We start from the raw sequence: 15,770 nt of genomic DNA on the forward strand, positions 1-15,770 counted from the left end.
GCCACGCTACAACAACAAGATTGCCACGCTACGATAAAACACCGTAAACGAACAAGCAATCAAGAAACGAACAAACAATCAAGAAACGAACGAACCCCTACCCTACATATTAGCAGAGAGACGGATGGAAAATGAGCTGGAAGATGCGCTGGGAGATAGGCTGGAAGATAACCCCTATTGGTCAGGTATCTTCCAGCCATTACTTCAATGATACGCAGGAGGTTATGCGCTGGCTGGAAGATATGGTAGATATTTTCATCTACTCGATTTTATTTATAGCTTTGTAGCACCATACACAACCCATCCTATCCAGTTCTCGGGAGTCACCACAGCCTATTCACTCACATCATACGCTGTTAGTAACGAAGAAGAAAATTGAGTATTGGCACGACATGAATTCCACTTCATCGCAAAACAATGCTAACCATAGGAGGGTATGGCATCCCTGCCATACCCACGCCGCCACTAAACTATCTTCACACAGAACGAAGAACGAAGAAGTTATTGGCAGAGAAGAAAAATCTGTGAGCATCTGCGAAATCCGTGGGAGGCTCTTCTCCGCCAGAAGATTCTGTGAATTCGGTGAATTCCGTGGGAGGATTGTAATGTTGGTGCAGAGTTTGCTTGGTTGGTGCAGCGGAGACCGCTGCACCCCCTAAGAGGGTGGCGTGGGTATGGCAGGATGCCATACCCTCCTACGATGTGTCTGTGGGAGGGGAGCAACGAAAAGAGGGCATGGCGGAATGCCATGCCCTCTTATGAGTGTTTTCAGTGGGTGCACTGAAAGATTACTTCACGAGTACCTTCTTCACCTTGCCGTCAGCGGTGCGAACGATGTTCAGACCCTTCTGGAGCTTAGAAAGCTTAACGCCGTCAACTGTGAAGAGCTGTGCCTCACCGTTAGCAGCCTCAACGTTGATTGTGCTGATGCCGTCAACAACCGGCTCTACAACCTTAAGAGTTGCATCCCAAACGCCACCACCGTCTTCGAGGATAGTGCTTGAACCACCAGGGAGGATGCAGTTCCAATCGAACTTGAAGCGGATACGATATTCGCCAGCCTTAGCAGGAGCCTTGAACGAAGGTGCAACATAAGTATTGCGAGCATCTCCTGTAAGTTCATCACCTACTGAGTTGTAACCAGATGTATCGTTCTTCGGGTTAGAGTCGAGAGAGTAGAAGCTGAATGCTACCAAATCGGTGCCAGTCTGATCCCACTGTCCCTCTGTATAAGAGAAGTCGCCGTCGTTGTCGAAGTCGATGTAAACGAAGCTATGCATCCATTCGCCTGTATAATCGAACGAAGCTGTCAATTCGCTGCCAGCCTCAACCGTGAACGGCTCGTCTGCTGTATGATCCTCGTAAGCAGCCTTTGAAGTCTTAACGCTCTTTGTCTGCTTTTCCTTGCCTGCCTGCTGGAGAGAGAAGCTGTTGAGCATACGTCCATGAGCACTTGTATTGAGAGCTGTCTTGTCGAAGCTAACAGGATATTTCTCATCTGGCTGATCTGGATCAGGTGTCTCTGCCTTCTCGCCGTAAACGAACTGACCGTTCTCTGTTGTGAACTTGCAAACGAAGCCCTCGAAGCCGTTCTCGCCTACCTTTACAGAAGCAGAGAAGTCGGTGAAGTTGAGTTCTGTCTCGTCAGCGTCGTTCCAGAAGCCGCTTGTGTCAGATGTAGTGAAGGTAATGTTACCATCTTCGTCCTTTGTCGGCTTGAGGTTGAGGTTTTCGATCGTGAAGTCTTCGGTCTTAGTGCCTAAAGTGAGTTTCTTAAACTTAACCATATAAACGTCTTCCATGTACTCTGTGAGCACTGCCTGAGCGTTCTCGAAGTTAGTAACCTCATCACCAGCCTTAACATAAGCGTTGCTTGTGAAGTTGTAAATGTTCGGAACGTAAACATCATCACTGAACTCGTAGCTGATCATGTCGCCGTTGCCGACAAGGATAGTGAGCTTAACAGATGCAGAACCCTTGCTGTCTGCATCAGCAGCAGGTGTTGCGTCAATCATACCACCCTTAATAGACATAGACTTGCCATCGTATGGTGAACCTGGAGCGCTGATTTTAATGGTGCTTTCAGGAACATCAATCTGAAGTGTGCCCGCATTCTCTGTTGCCTTAAGACCTGCAATAACGATATCGCCAAGAGACACACGGTCTTCGCCTACTACTACATCCTTGAGAGTAGCTGTGTATGTGCCGTCAAGTTCCTTAACGAGCTGAAGCTTTGCATCCTTAACATACTGGTGGAAATCGAGGTAATCGTCCTCAGCAATTTCTTTCCAGTAAACAGTCTCTACATTGCTTGTAAACTCGTATGTAGCGGTCTCACCAGGTGTTGAGCCACCCTCTGTTACGAGCTCTACAGACTTGTATGTAGCGTACGGATGATCACCGCGCAAAGAACCGAAGTAGAGTTGGTTAGCACCTTCCTTGTAGAGTTGCGGCATAAGAGAAGCCTCGAACACGAGTGTGCCATCAATAGTAACGCCATTCTTGTCCATTACGATAGTGCAGTTAGAAATGTCCTTCACCTCGTAGAAGCGGTTGGTAGCACCGCTATCGCCTTTATAGCGATATTGTACGGCAAACTTATGAACGTCAGTAGTTGTAGAACCCCATTCTGTAAATTTCTGTCTATAGAAGAAGTGGAGTGTGCTTCCGCTGTCCTGTTCCCAATTTGCGATATCCGCACTGTTAGTAGAGATAGCGAAGATTTGCTCGTTGGTGCCCTCAAGACATTTTGTCAAATCTACATTCGCTACAATCTTCTGGGTAGCCCAGTCGACTGTGATTGCTTTAGGTGTGATGGTACCGCCGTTAGGCTGAGTGCCGTCGGGAATAATTTTCTCGCTTGTGGTCGCAGCAAACGCTGTCAACGTCACCACCAACAATGCGATAAGAGATAAAATTTTCTTCATAATAAATCTGGTTTGTTGGTTATTAATGTTAGTAAATTGTATTATTAGCTTTTAATTGGTTGGTGCACCTTAGGGGGTGCAGTTGTCCCAACTGCACCAACAGAGCTATTGGCACTGCTGCTTGGTTGGTGCACTGCTGCTTGGTTGGTGCACTTGAGACAAGTGCACCCCCTGAATTACTTCACGAGCAGCTTCTTTACCTTGCCGTTAGCTGTGCGCACGATGTTGATGCCACGCTGGAGGTGCTGTATGCGTACTCCGCCGAGGTTATATATCTCGACGTAGGTGTTGTCGTCGGCAGTGGTTAGGGTGTTGATGGCAGTGTCGATTTGCTTGCCGAACACCACGCTCACGTCCGAACCCATTGTCATAAAGTTGAGTTCTGCTACAAACTTCGACTTATCGGCAGAGAGTGTAGCCGTAAAGGAGGTGAGTGTAGACTTGCTTCCCTCGGTTACGCCTCCGATGGCAGCTGTAGAAGTAACGTTTACCCATTTGCCCTCGGTGGCCGAAGTGGCAAAAGTTGTAACGCCAGTTTCTGCATCAACTGTAGACATAACGCCATCAATTACAAAGTCGCCAAACGTCTTGTATGCCATTGGGGCGAGTTTCTTAAATGTCACCGTGTATCTACTGCCACTGCCAGCCACTCGCTTCAGCTCCACTTCCTTCTGAGTGTAGTCGGTAGTTCTGCCTGCTCCACTTGTAACATGCAGATCGTCGGTAAACACCTGACCAAATGTGCAGAGTGTGGTCATCAGGAAGAATACTATAGAAAGAACTTTTTTCATATTATCTTTAGTTTAGATTGCTCAAATATAGCAATATTATTGCAAACGGGGTGCATTAAAACAAGTTTTAACATCATCAAAACCCATTTTAACACACCCCGTATAGTTGTTTGTTGTATCGTGTCTATATTACTTCAACACCTTAACAGTCTTGCCGTCAGCGGTGCGAACGATGTTCAGACCCTTCTGCAAGCCGTTCTGACGTGCGCCAGTAGCGTTGAACACAGCCACCGGAGCGGTCTTGCCTGCTACTACGCCGTTGATAGCTGTCTCCGACTTCTTGCCAAATACGCAGTCAACCTTAAGCGTTTCTTCACCCATTGGAACAGAGAGTGAAATCTCAGCATAGAGCTTACCACCTTCTACTACAGAGTGGAGTGTAAGAGGAATTTGGTGTCCGAGAGCTTCCGCAAGCGTTGTGTTGCTCGGCAACTTTGCAGTGCCATCAAAGTCGTAAGTTGTAGCGTCGCCATTCTTTACGCCCTTGATACCCTCAACTATTACATCACCTACCTCAAACATTCCGAAAGTGAAGTTCTTGAGCATGAATGTAGATGTACCATCAGCTTGATGCTCAAGCTCAACTGTTGTTCCTTTAACAGGTTCCTGTGGAGCACCATTGAGCGAGATTTCGAGATCGTCGGTGAACTGTTCTTTTGTCTGAGCGTTAGCTGTTGTCGCCATGAATGCTGTCGCAGCAACGGCGAGTGTCATAAAAAACTTCTTCATTTTTTTATTTATTAATTAATAGCAATTTACTTCTTCAAAACCTTCAGTGTTCTGCCGTCGGCTGTGCGCACGATGTTCACGCCACGCTGGAGAGATGTAACCTTCGCACCAGTGAGTGTGTAGATGTGCTTAACGGTGCCGTCGGCTGCTACTACTGTGTTCACAGATGTTTCTGTCGGAGTGAAGCTGAATGTGTAAGAAACCGCATCGTCCCAGTTGTCAACAACGAACTTACCTGTGCAACTTGTCACCTTCTTCTCTGCGTCAAAGCCTACGACAAACTCGAAGTCAGTATAGGGAAGCTCTGTGTACAATGGGTGTGTAGCTGTTGTCTTAGCCTTACCCTTCTTGCTTGTGAAGCTTGCCTCACTATCGCTGCCAGTGCGCTGAACGCCTTCGAACGAAACAGTGCCGAGGTCTACGCCTTTAGGAATAGCAACGTTGGTGAGCGAAAGGGTATAAACATCCTTTGCAGTCTCGGTGAATGTGAGTGTAGTTTCTACGTTGTTAGAGAATTCGCCATCGGCTGTGACTGTATAGCCAACGAGTTTGCCCCCTACCGAGAACGGATCAGCCGGAACGAACGGCTCCTGATAGTTGAACCATGCTGTGAGCTTGAACGAAGGCTCGCTCTCGTCTGTGAACACGATTGTAGCATAGAGGTCACCACCTTCGTCAATACGTGCCTCAACCTTAGCCTTGAGGTTTACGTAAGCGTCGTAGAAGTTAGGAAGAGTTTCGATCTCCGGCTCTACGGTGCCAGTGTATGTCACTTCGCCGTCAACTGTCTTCTTCTCAAGACCCTTCAGGAGTACGCCTGACATAGCGCCCTTCTCGGTGTCGATGTGCTCAATCTCGATGCTCTGCGCACCGTCGCTCCACTCGCAGACCTTTGCCACTACGTTAGGATACTTAACGTTGCCTGCCTGACCGCCCTCGAATACAGAAACCACATCAGCTGTGAACTGCTCTGTGCCGGTGATTGTCGGTTTGTCGTCGCCACCTGTGCCACCACCGCCGCTGCTTGTGCGTGTGCCTTCGAACACTACGTTTCTGTACTCCTTGGTTGTGTTAACCTGGAAGTATTTGAATGTGATGTAGATTTTCTCGTCGTCGATAGTTGCCTTGCCGAGAGCGTCAGACAACTCGAAATAGTATTTTGTAGCTGCGCCAAGGTTGCCGCCTTCGTTAGAGAAGGTGAAGCTGTTGCCGCCTGCCCACTTATAGTTCTCGATTCCGGCGAATGTACACTTTCCGAAGTCGTCGTTGCCGAAGATTACGCTCTCGAACACGAGTGTGTACTTGCCGCCCTCGCCCTGAGTTACGGCTACAGTTGTTTCATAATCACTAAATTCGTTCAACTTAGAGTGGAATTTTCCTTTGTAATACTGCTGTGCAGACACACAAAGTGTAGTCATCAAAAGGACTAAAAGAGTAAAGATTTTCTTCATAAGCTTGTAATTTTAAAAGGTTTAATTAATTCTTGTTGTTATGGTGTTATGGTGAGATGGTGAGATGGTGTGGTGGTGAGGTGGTGTGATGGTGAGATTTGCCATTAAGCTGTAAACTAATGTCAACATCTCAACATTACAACATTACAACATCAACATCTCAACACCCCAACTTACTTGAGCTTGTACATCACACCGAGCGTAGCGTACACGGGGTACATGGTCTGCTCGATGGTCTTGAACTCCTTGCGGAACACTCCCGACATACCCCACTGCACGTCGGCATAAGCGCCGAAGCGATGCGAGAAGTACCAGTCGGCACCGAAGTCGAAGGCGAAGTGCCAGTGGCGCATATCGCTTGAGAAGTCGTAGTCGCCACGCTCGCCCTCGTTGTGTCCGAGTTCCACCTTCTGTCCGGTTGGGTCGCCCTCGCGCAGATAGCCATCGTAGGCGTAACCCGAAAAATCGTTGTTGAGCGCGTAAGAGAAGTAAGGTCCGAACTTCAAGCGCACGGCATCCGACACATTGAACGTAGCCTGCAGAGGCAGCGTTACGACGAGTTGTGATGTCTTCGTAACGACATTGCCGGTGAAGAGTCCGCTGAGCGACTCGCCGCCCTGACGCATCTCCATTGAGTAGCTCTTCACGCGAGCGTCGGTCTCCATCGCCTTTGTCTGGAAGTGGAAGCCTGCCATCATACCCCACTTCTCGGTGAGAGGCTTGTAGGCATCGAGCGCGAGAGTGAAGCTGGGCCTCGGCTTATAGCTATCGAGACCACGTATAGAGGCAGGCATACCCATCGGCATTGTGCCACCGATGTTGTAGCCGAGACGTGCTTGATAGTTCAGATTGTCGAATATTCCGAATGCTGACGCACTGTGCGCGCCGAAGAGCAGCGCAAGGGCTGCAGCTATTATTGTTTTCTTCATTTTGCTTGTTTTCTTACTTCTTGTATGCAATGCTTACCTTGTCGATGAGCAGTGTGCTACCCACAGCGCCCTCGAAGGCTGCGCCCTCGATGCTTGAGGTGAATACGACCGCCATACTATAGCCCTTGTTGGCAAGGATGGCTGCATCGAGCTCGCGAATATAGTTGAAGTCGACTGCGAACTTTTTCCATCCGCCCTCGGTCTTCACCACGTTGGGCACTCGTGCCAATGCTACTATCTGCGGCGAGGTGAGCACGTTGTCGCCCGTGAGATAGAACGCCTTGCCTTCGCTGTCGACGTTGCGGAACACTACGGCGTAGATGTCGCCTCGGTCGATGCGTCCTTCTACCACCTTGGCGTTCTTGTCCTTGAACGTTGCACCCGGTGTGTACTGGTAGTAGCCGGAGAGAGTCACGGGGCGGTAGTTGATCTGGTTGTACGATCCGTCGCCGAAGTGTGTAGCCATAAGCGGTTCCTTGGTAGCCGACTTCGAGTCGAACACACCGGTGAAGAGGTTGCCGGCAGCGATGCGCATGTTCACAATGACGCCGAACGGTCCGGTATCGCACGTCTCAAGCTTCACGGCAGCTCCGTCATAGCCCTCAGCGAGAGGTGTTGTCGGATACTGGTCGGGCTTTGCAGAACCTCTGGCTATACTAAAACCTGGGTTGCCGGTCGCCCAGTTGTATCCATTCTCGTAGTCGCTCCACATATAGAACTTTGATGTAGCAGGGTCGAGCGAGTAGTTCTCGAAGTTGTAGTGTATGTATGCAAGCTGATCTTCTGGCTGATCGGGGTTTTGGTTAGCCTCTTCAGCCTTGATAAACACACGATATGTACGACTGTACTGACCATCTTCTGACGTTACGACGTATGTCACGGGACCGTTAGCGAAGTTCTGCGCCGAGCCACTTTCGGGAGAGACTGTCGCTCCAGGGGTTGTCTTGAAGTAGACCGGCAGTGCGGTAACATCACTGTTTGGGCGCAGGTCGGGGAAGATAAGGTCGGTCTTTGTCGACTCGATGCCCAATAGTTCGGCGTTTGACTGCTGAAAGAACACCTCGTCGGGGTTCTCTACCTGGATGCGTGCTTCAACGATATCGCACTCGTTGTTAGGTGCTTCGTCCTTAAAGCATGATGTGAGCGTTGTGGCGAACGCCACGATAGCGATAAGTGAGAATGGTTTTACCATTAATATTCGTTTTTGTTTATTACTACTAAGCCCATATCTAACTGAATTCAAGAGGGCTATAGTCGGCACAAAGTTCGGTAAAAAAAGCGACAGGCGCAAGAAAATACTTGCTTTTTTAACAATGCGCCTTAAAAAATGGTAATTTCTCGAACCTTTTGACAACAACAAAACCCATTAACACCATTTGTTTGTAAAAGAATGAGTAACTTTGCAGTTCGAATTTTATCAGGTAACGAATAATTAATCAGAAACACTATGCTTGGATTACCCAAAGATCCGATGATGCTGCTGAGCGTCATCAACACGCACTTGCGCGACACTTACCCCTCTTTAGACGCTTTATGCGACGACCTTAACGTGGAAAAACAACAGATAACCAGTCAACTTGCAGCAATAGGATATGAATATAACGAAGAGCAGAACAAATTCTGGTAACAGCACTATAAGCATGAGCCAGCACTACCGCACACTGCTCTCCATCGGCATACCCATCATGATTGGTCAGATGGGCATGATTGTCCTTAGCTTTGCGGACACAATGATGGTGGGACACCACAGCACTACGGAGCTTGGTGCGGCATCGTTCGTGAACAACATCATCAACCTTGCCATCATCACTGGCACAGGTTTCTCCTACGGACTGACGCCAGTGGTGGGTGCTCTGTTCGGTCGTGGCGAGCAGGCTGAAGCAGGTCAGGCATTGCGCTGCTCACTGCTTACCAACACGCTGGCAGCGGTGGCTATGATGACGGTGCTCTTGGTGCTCTACTTCAACCTCGGCAATCTCGGACAGCCCGTAGAACTCTTGGGCTATATGCGCCCCTACTACATGGTGCTGTTCGCGTCGCTGCCGTTCGTGATGCTGTTCAACGCCTTCAAGCAGTTCACCGACAGCATCACGCTGACGCGCACATCGATGTGGATTTTGCTCTCGGGCAACCTGCTGAACATCCTCGGCAACTACATCTTTATATATGGCAAGATGGGCGCACCGGAGATGGGCGTTGTGGGCGCCGGCGTGTCGACACTGCTCTCGCGCATCATCATGGTGGTGATATTCGTCGTTGTCTTCATGCGCTCACGTCGCTTTGCTGCGTACCGCGAGGGTTTCTTCAAGCTCGGTTGGTCGCGTCCGCTGCTGCGCCGCCTCAACTCGTTAGGCACCCCGATTGCGCTGGAGATGGGTATGGAGACGGCATCGTTCTCGCTCTCCATCATCATGGTGGGCTGGCTCGGCACCATTGCCTTGGCATCGCACCAGGTGATGACAACCATCTCGCAGTTTACGTTCATGGTCTACTACGGACTCGGGGCTGCGGTGGCTGTACGCACAAGTTATTTCCACGGTCAGCGCGACGTGCAGAACGTGCGCCACACGGTGACGGCGGGCCTGCACCTGATGGTGATGCTCGAGGTGGTGCTTGGCGGCACCATCTTCCTGCTGCGCAACCACATAGGTGCGTGGTTCACCGACAGCACGGAGGTGTCGTCGACTGTGCTCACGCTGCTCCTGCCGTTCTTCATCTATCAGTTTGGCGACGGTATGCAGATCAACTACGCCAACGCGCTGCGCGGCATCGCCGATGTGAAGCCACTGATGCTCATTGCGTTCGTTGCCTTCTTCGTCATCTCGCTACCCGTGGGCTACCTCTGCGGCTTCGTGTTGGGCTACGGACTGATGGGCGTGTGGATGGCATTCCCGTTCGGACTGACATCGGCGGGCGTGATGATGTGGTGGAGGTTCAGAAAGTACAAATAGCACTTGAGCATGTGTGCCTACTATGTCACACATAGTATGGCACATATGTCATAAGTTTCTTTGCCACAATATCAGTATTAGCCACTTTTATAAGACCTGTTTCTTGCGTATCTGCAATAATCCTTGACGCTACAGAAGATTGTGTCTTTTTAAGATTGAAACGTTCCCTAACAGACTGATTATTCATACTCTTTCCATCCTCGTTTACAAGACACGCATGCTGATAACAAGCCTCCACCTTTTCTTCTTTAGTCATATCTTTCAAATCCTTATGCGGATAGAGCGTTACTCTTGTACACATTTCTTCCTTTGCTATTTTTGCAGCAGGCAGGTGCATTTCTTCAATTGCAGCAACGGCTCGATCTATTCCACTACCACGGCGTTCGCAGAAGCCTAACAAGAACATTTGCTCAGCCAACTTCTCATTGCGAGAGTTCGGCGGAAGGTCTATCAAACGATTTATATCATTCAGCGGTGCGCCAGGGTTTGTTATCACAATACGATTAGAGAATATCTCTATCGCGATGCTTATACCATAAATATCAAAATCCTGATGCACCAAAGCATTGGCAACAAATTCACGAATAGCAATTCGGGGATAATCGGCAACATCTTTACGTTTTACATCAATATTCTCTATTGATACATTCTTCATTATGAAATCAACCAGTCCCTCGAAGCCTACTGCATAACCGTATTTTCCAAATTGCTCGAAGAGTATATTGCGATTATTAACTCCAATATATTTACGCACAACGACCTTACGACTACCGAGTTCGTCAAAATCATTCAGATTGTTAGCAAACAGAATGGCACCGAGATTTGTAATACTCCACTCATCATCCGAGCCAATGCAGAATCCACACTCAGACATTCTTGCAACAATGCTATCTGCTGACTTTGGAACATCTTTATCTTGAAGTTCAAATAATTTTCTAAAATTCAAAAGCTGCAATACATCACTTTTTGTCAACCCTCTTTTTGCAACACGTTCTTCAAACCGAAGACCTTGCGAGGTTGCAATCATATTACGCACTTGCAAATCTGACATCTTGCGAGTTTGTCCATTCACTCTACAATATGCTTCATGATAGTCTTTTCCACGTAAGAATATCGGTTTTTCCCTTTGTTCTGGCACATACACAAACAATATCGGATGACCTTCATACAATAAAACAGCATGGTCAATATCAATTGCATGTGACAAATTATTATGGGCAATATTACCCAAGGTTCTAACAATCGACTCTATTTGTTCTTTGGAAAGCTCAACAAATGAAGCGTCATCATTTATGCCATAAGCAAACATACCACCGCCATGATGATTGCAAAATGCGCAGATATGTTTTGCCAATCTATCAGACTTTGACGACAGATCACATTTCCAATCGAGTTCGCTCAATTCATGTGGAATCGGACTCAAACTATCTTTTAAAACATCCAAAGCTTTATCTTTCCAACTCATATATCTTCAGGCGTTTCGATTTTACTTTGCAAATAAAAAACCATTGATAATCAAAGCATTACAAAACAAAAGAATTTACTTTGCAAATAAAAATCCGTATCGTTTTATAGTTATTATTTCTTATCACTAATGCAAAGATAGACCTTTAACCGTAGAAAAACAAAACTTTTATGCAAAATAATAACAAGAGAGCAGATTGCGGCTCACCCAATAGCTTGGTTGGTGCAGCAGAGACTGCTGCACCCCCTGACAAAAAAGCCTCGCAAGCGAAGAACTTGCGAGGCTTTTAAAATGGCGCTTCAAGATGGACTTGAACCAACGACCCCCTGATTAACAGTCAGGTGCTCTAACCAACTGAGCTATTGAAGCATTTTCCTACGACAACTTGGCTTATTGTCTGATTGCGGATGCAAAGGTAATAAGTTTTTCCGTAACACAAAAACTTTTCGGCACTTTTTTGTGTCTATTGCGTTATTTTTTTATGAACACTGCCGTTTTATGAGCGCAGATAGTAAGCAAAGGCGCAAAAACTCCACATTATTTATATGTATTTGACGTTAATGTTGTACTTTTGTAGTCTGAATAATAACGAACTCAAAAACATAAAGAAATGCGAAAAATCATAACTATCGCACTGATGCTCCTGCCTATGCTCGCCGTAGCGCAGAACAGCAGCGATCATAACTACCGCGTGGCGAAGAACTTGGACGTGTTCAATGCCGTGTATCGCAACCTCGACCTGCTATATGTCGACTCGCTGAACGCCGACGAGGTGGTGGGCGATGCCGTGAACCAGATGCTGCGCTCGCTCGACCCGTACACGGAGTACTATCCGGAGGACAAGGTGGGCGAATACAAGCAGATGCTCACGGGCAAGTATGCGGGCATCGGCTCGATTATCTCGTACAGCTTCACACGCAAGAACGTGGTGATAAACAAGCCGTACGAGGGTATGCCGGCTGCGGAAGCGGGTCTGCGCAAGGGCGACATCATACTCGCTATCGACGGCGAGTCGATGGAGGGAAAGATGACGGCGTACGTGTCGGAGCGTCTGCGTGGCGACGCGGGTACGACGATGGTGCTGAAGGTGAAGCGTCCGGCTACGGGCAAGACGCTGACGCTGAAAGTGCAGCGACGCGCCATACAGATGCCATATCTGACGTACTACGGTCTGCAGCCGGACAGCATAGGATACATAAGCTACAACCAGTTCCTCGAGAACTCGGCGAAGGACGTGCGCCGCGCGTTCATCGAGATGCGCTCGAAGGGTATGCGCAGCTTGGTGCTCGACCTCCGCTCCAACGGTGGCGGTTCGGTGCAGGAGGCTCTGCAGATTCTGAACATGTTTGTGCCGAAGGGCAAGCAGCTGTTGGAGATGCGCGGTAAGGTGAAGAGCTCGAACAAGACGTTCTACACAACGATGGAGCCGATTGACACGGTGATGCCTATCGTGGTGCTCGTGAACGAGGAGACGGCGAGCGCGAGCGAGATTACGTCGGGCGCGCTGCAGGACCTCGACCGCGCCGTGGTGATGGGCACACGCACATACGGCAAGGGACTGGTGCAGGTGCCGAACGTGCCCCTACCCTACAACGGCAAGCTGAAGCTGACTACGGCGAAGTACTACATACCGTCGGGCCGTTGCATTCAGGCACGCAAATACAAGCATACGAACAAGGGGTATGCGAGCGAGCACGTGGCTGACTCGCTGACGCATGAGTTCCGCACGGCGGCGGGTCGCATCGTGCGCGACGGCGGTGGCATAAAGCCCGATATCGAGGTGCTCCCCGACTCGATGCCGAACATAGCCTACTATCTGCAGTTCGCCGACACTACCGACTTGCTGCTCAACTACGAGATTGAGTACATGGCGAAGCACCGCACGGTGGCTGCACCGTCGGAGTTCGAGCTGTCGGACAAGGACTACGAGGAGTTCTGTGCTTATGTCATAAAGAGTGGTTTCGAGTACGACCAGGTGAGCGAGAAGTATCTGAAGGACTTGGAGAAGTTGGCACGCTTCGAGGGCTACTACGAGGATGCGAAGCCGGAGTTCGAGGCACTGAAGGCGAAGCTGAAGCACGACATCGCCAAGGATCTGGCTTATCCGTACAACAAGGAGCAGCTGAAGCAGATCATCGCCAACGACATCATGTCGGCTTACTACTTCGACCGTGGTGCGCTGGAGAACTCGCTGCGCTACGACAAGCAGTTCGCCAAGGCTGTGGAACTGCTGAAGAACCCCGAAGAGTACCGCAAGACGCTTGCTCCCACAAAGGAGTGACCGCGTTTCTTCCCACGGAATACGATTTACGATGAAGAATCTCCCACAGATTACGAGTTTCTATGAAGATTCTCCCACAGATTACACAGATTTACACAGATACAGAAAGTTCAATAAAGAACACAATAATCTGTGAGAATCCGTGAAATCTGTGGGAGACATTAACCCGACAACGAAAAGGAGCCACACAGATTATTATCTACTGGAGATTACCTCCCACAGATTACACAGATTTACACAGATATTTAAAGCATATAACATAATATATACTGATTTCTAATGACAGAAAACGAGATTACATATAAGATTCGGGGCGCGATATACAAAGTGTATAACACGCTTGGCCCTGGTCTATTGGAATCTGTCTATGAAGCTGCCTTATGCTATCAGATGCAGAAAGACGGTTTGAATGTACAGAATCAAGTAGAGGTACCAATCCATTATGATGGCACTATATTGAAGACTAATCTCAGACTTGATATTCTCGTTGAAAACTCTGTAATAGTAGAGCTTAAATCAGTAAAGGAAATCAACGAGTTGCACCACAAGCAACTGCTTACCTACCTGCGTTTATGCAACTTGCATTTAGGTATACTCGTCAATTTCAACACCGACAATATAAATAATGAGATACACCGCAAGATAAACGGCTACTCTAAATAAAGAGTTTCGCCCACTGATTGCACACGACAAAAAGGTTCCACTGATTGCACACGACAAAAAAACTCCCACAGATTGCATACGACAAAAAGCTCCCACAGATTGCACAGATTTACACAGATACGGAAAGCCTCCAAAGAATACAGAATCTGTGAAATCATAGAAGATTAAGACAAACGCGCACCAACAATCCGTGAGAATCTGTGAAATCTGTGGGAGATTAAGACAAACGCACACCAACAATCTGTGAGAATCTGTGAAATCTGTGGGAGACATTCTTGGGGAAAATACAAAGATAATCTATTGAGATATAACAAAGAACAATATGAACATAGGAAACATACAGTTTGGGGAACGACCGCTGTTCCTCGCACCAATGGAGGACGTGACCGACATCGGATTCCGACACCTCTGCAAGCGGTTCGGCGCATCGATGGTGTACACGGAGTTCGTGAGTGCAGAGGCACTCGTGCGCTCGGTGAACACCACGCTGCGCAAACTCACTATCAGCGACGAAGAACGACCCGTGGGAATACAAATCTACGGACGCGACGTGGAGTCGATGGTGGAGGCAGCAAAGATTGTGGAGCAGGTGAAGCCCGACGTGATTGACATCAACTTCGGATGCCCCGTGAAGAAGGTGGCAGGCAAGGGCGCCGGCGCAGGAATGTTGCAGAACATACCGCTGCTATTAGACATCACGCGCGAAGTGGTGAAGGCGGTGAACACACCCGTCACGGTGAAGACACGCTTGGGTTGGAACCACGACCAGCTCGTCATCTGCGACCTGGCGGAGGCACTACAGGACTGTGGCATACAGGCACTCACCATACACGGCAGAACGCGCGCACAGATGTACACGGGCGACGCCGACTGGACGCTCATCGGCGAGGTGAAGCGCAACCCACGCATACACATACCCATCATCGGCAACGGTGACATCTGCACACCTGAGCAGGCACGCGACGCGTTCGACCGCTACGGCGTGGACGCGGTGATGGTGGGCCGTGCGACGTTCGGCTGTCCGTGGATATTCCAGGAGATGCGCGACGTGCTCGACGGTCGTCCTGCCGACCCGACACTCACTGTCGACCGCAAGATAGACCTGCTGCTTGAGCAGCTGCGCATCAACGTGGAGCGCATCGACGAGTATCGCGGCATACTGCACACGCGCCGTCACATCGCTGCATCGCCGGTGTTCAAGGGCATACCCGACTTCCGACAGACGCGCATCGCCATGCTGCGTGCCACAACGGTGGAGGAGCTGACGACTATTATGGAGCAGGCACGAGAGATGATTCACAAGACACAAGGCGTGTAGCCACGCTATAAGAACACAGAAAAGGGGCTCTGTACTGTCACGTACAGAGCCCCTTTTGTTATACTTTCACGTCACGCATCGGTCGATGCAGATGTCTGCATCGGTCGACGCAGATGTCCGCATCGGTCGACGCAGATGTCCGCAACGGTCGGCGCAGATGCTCCAGGGGGTGCAGCAGTCTCTGCTGCACCAACAAAGCTGTCGGTGCACTTCTTACTTGGTCGGCGCACTTCTTGCTTGGTTGGTGCACTTGAGACAAGTGCAC

The 15,770-nt window shown here is 49.1% G+C and carries 13 protein-coding genes and 1 tRNA gene; 5 read left to right on the forward strand and 9 right to left on the reverse strand.

Features of this window, described 5'->3' with window-relative positions; genetic code table 11:
• Positions 1–788 precede the first annotated feature (788 nt).
• The 6 genes from HMPREF0673_RS06355 to HMPREF0673_RS06380 all read right to left on the reverse strand — a co-directional run bounded on the left by HMPREF0673_RS06355 (position 789) and on the right by HMPREF0673_RS06380 (position 8,019).
• Entirely contained in the window at positions 789–2,927 is a 2,139-nt protein-coding gene (locus HMPREF0673_RS06355; protein WP_007899644.1) for a hypothetical protein, read from the reverse strand.
• 176 nt (positions 2,928–3,103) lie between these two features.
• Positions 3,104–3,718 (reverse strand): hypothetical protein, encoded by a 615-nt coding sequence (locus HMPREF0673_RS06360; protein ID WP_007899651.1) that lies wholly within the window; start codon positions 3,716–3,718, stop codon positions 3,104–3,106.
• A 129-nt stretch (positions 3,719–3,847) separates the two neighbouring features.
• The gene (locus tag HMPREF0673_RS06365) at positions 3,848–4,447 is read right to left on the reverse strand and encodes a calycin-like domain-containing protein (RefSeq protein ID WP_007899654.1); all 600 of its coding nucleotides are present in this window, start codon (positions 4,445–4,447) and stop codon (positions 3,848–3,850) included.
• Positions 4,448–4,473: 26 nt separating this feature from the next.
• The gene (locus HMPREF0673_RS06370; protein ID WP_007899660.1) at positions 4,474–5,898 is read right to left on the reverse strand and encodes a hypothetical protein; all 1,425 of its coding nucleotides are present in this window, start codon (positions 5,896–5,898) and stop codon (positions 4,474–4,476) included.
• A 173-nt stretch (positions 5,899–6,071) separates the two neighbouring features.
• Positions 6,072–6,827, reverse strand: coding sequence for a porin family protein (locus tag HMPREF0673_RS06375; protein ID WP_007899661.1), 756 nt, complete (start codon positions 6,825–6,827; stop codon positions 6,072–6,074).
• 13 nt (positions 6,828–6,840) lie between these two features.
• On the reverse strand, positions 6,841–8,019 hold the full coding sequence (locus HMPREF0673_RS06380) for a PCMD domain-containing protein (RefSeq protein WP_007899662.1): 1,179 nt from the start codon (positions 8,017–8,019) through the stop codon (positions 6,841–6,843).
• Positions 8,020–8,274: 255 nt separating this feature from the next.
• On the opposite strand from HMPREF0673_RS06380, the gene HMPREF0673_RS06385 reads away from it, so the two are divergent.
• On the forward strand, positions 8,275–8,454 hold the full coding sequence (locus tag HMPREF0673_RS06385) for a DUF4250 domain-containing protein (RefSeq protein ID WP_007899663.1): 180 nt from the start codon (positions 8,275–8,277) through the stop codon (positions 8,452–8,454).
• Between the two features lie 13 nt (positions 8,455–8,467).
• Positions 8,468–9,778 (forward strand): MATE family efflux transporter, encoded by a 1,311-nt coding sequence (locus tag HMPREF0673_RS06390; protein WP_007899665.1) that lies wholly within the window; start codon positions 8,468–8,470, stop codon positions 9,776–9,778.
• A gap of 25 nt (positions 9,779–9,803) precedes the next feature.
• Here HMPREF0673_RS06390 and HMPREF0673_RS06395 read toward each other — a convergent pair whose 3' ends face one another.
• Both HMPREF0673_RS06395 and HMPREF0673_RS06400 read right to left on the reverse strand, forming a co-directional pair.
• Positions 9,804–11,243 carry an ATP-binding protein gene (locus tag HMPREF0673_RS06395; RefSeq protein WP_007899667.1) on the reverse strand — a complete coding sequence of 480 codons (1,440 nt, stop codon included), beginning with the start codon at positions 11,241–11,243 and terminating at the stop codon, positions 9,804–9,806.
• Positions 11,244–11,535: 292 nt separating this feature from the next.
• Positions 11,536–11,612, reverse strand: a tRNA-Asn gene (locus HMPREF0673_RS06400).
• A gap of 241 nt (positions 11,613–11,853) precedes the next feature.
• Between HMPREF0673_RS06400 and HMPREF0673_RS06405 the strand changes: the two genes are divergently transcribed.
• The 3 genes from HMPREF0673_RS06405 (at position 11,854) to dusB (ending at position 15,505) form a co-directional block, all read left to right on the forward strand.
• Positions 11,854–13,524: a S41 family peptidase gene (locus HMPREF0673_RS06405; RefSeq protein ID WP_007899668.1), complete on the forward strand. Its 1,671-nt coding sequence runs from the start codon at positions 11,854–11,856 to the stop codon at positions 13,522–13,524.
• Positions 13,525–13,803: 279 nt separating this feature from the next.
• Complete coding sequence (locus HMPREF0673_RS06410) at positions 13,804–14,187, forward strand: GxxExxY protein (protein ID WP_007899669.1); 384 nt, start codon at positions 13,804–13,806, stop codon at positions 14,185–14,187.
• 322 nt (positions 14,188–14,509) lie between these two features.
• Entirely contained in the window at positions 14,510–15,505 is a 996-nt protein-coding gene (dusB, locus tag HMPREF0673_RS06415) for a tRNA dihydrouridine synthase DusB (protein WP_007899673.1), read from the forward strand.
• A gap of 71 nt (positions 15,506–15,576) precedes the next feature.
• Here the strand turns inward: dusB and HMPREF0673_RS14215 are convergent.
• Positions 15,577–15,770: hypothetical protein (locus HMPREF0673_RS14215; protein WP_007899675.1), on the reverse strand; the 194-nt coding region annotated here is incomplete at its 5' end.

The organism is Leyella stercorea DSM 18206 (genome assembly GCF_000235885.1).
Taxonomy (GTDB): Bacteria; Bacteroidota; Bacteroidia; order Bacteroidales; family Bacteroidaceae; genus Prevotella; species Prevotella stercorea.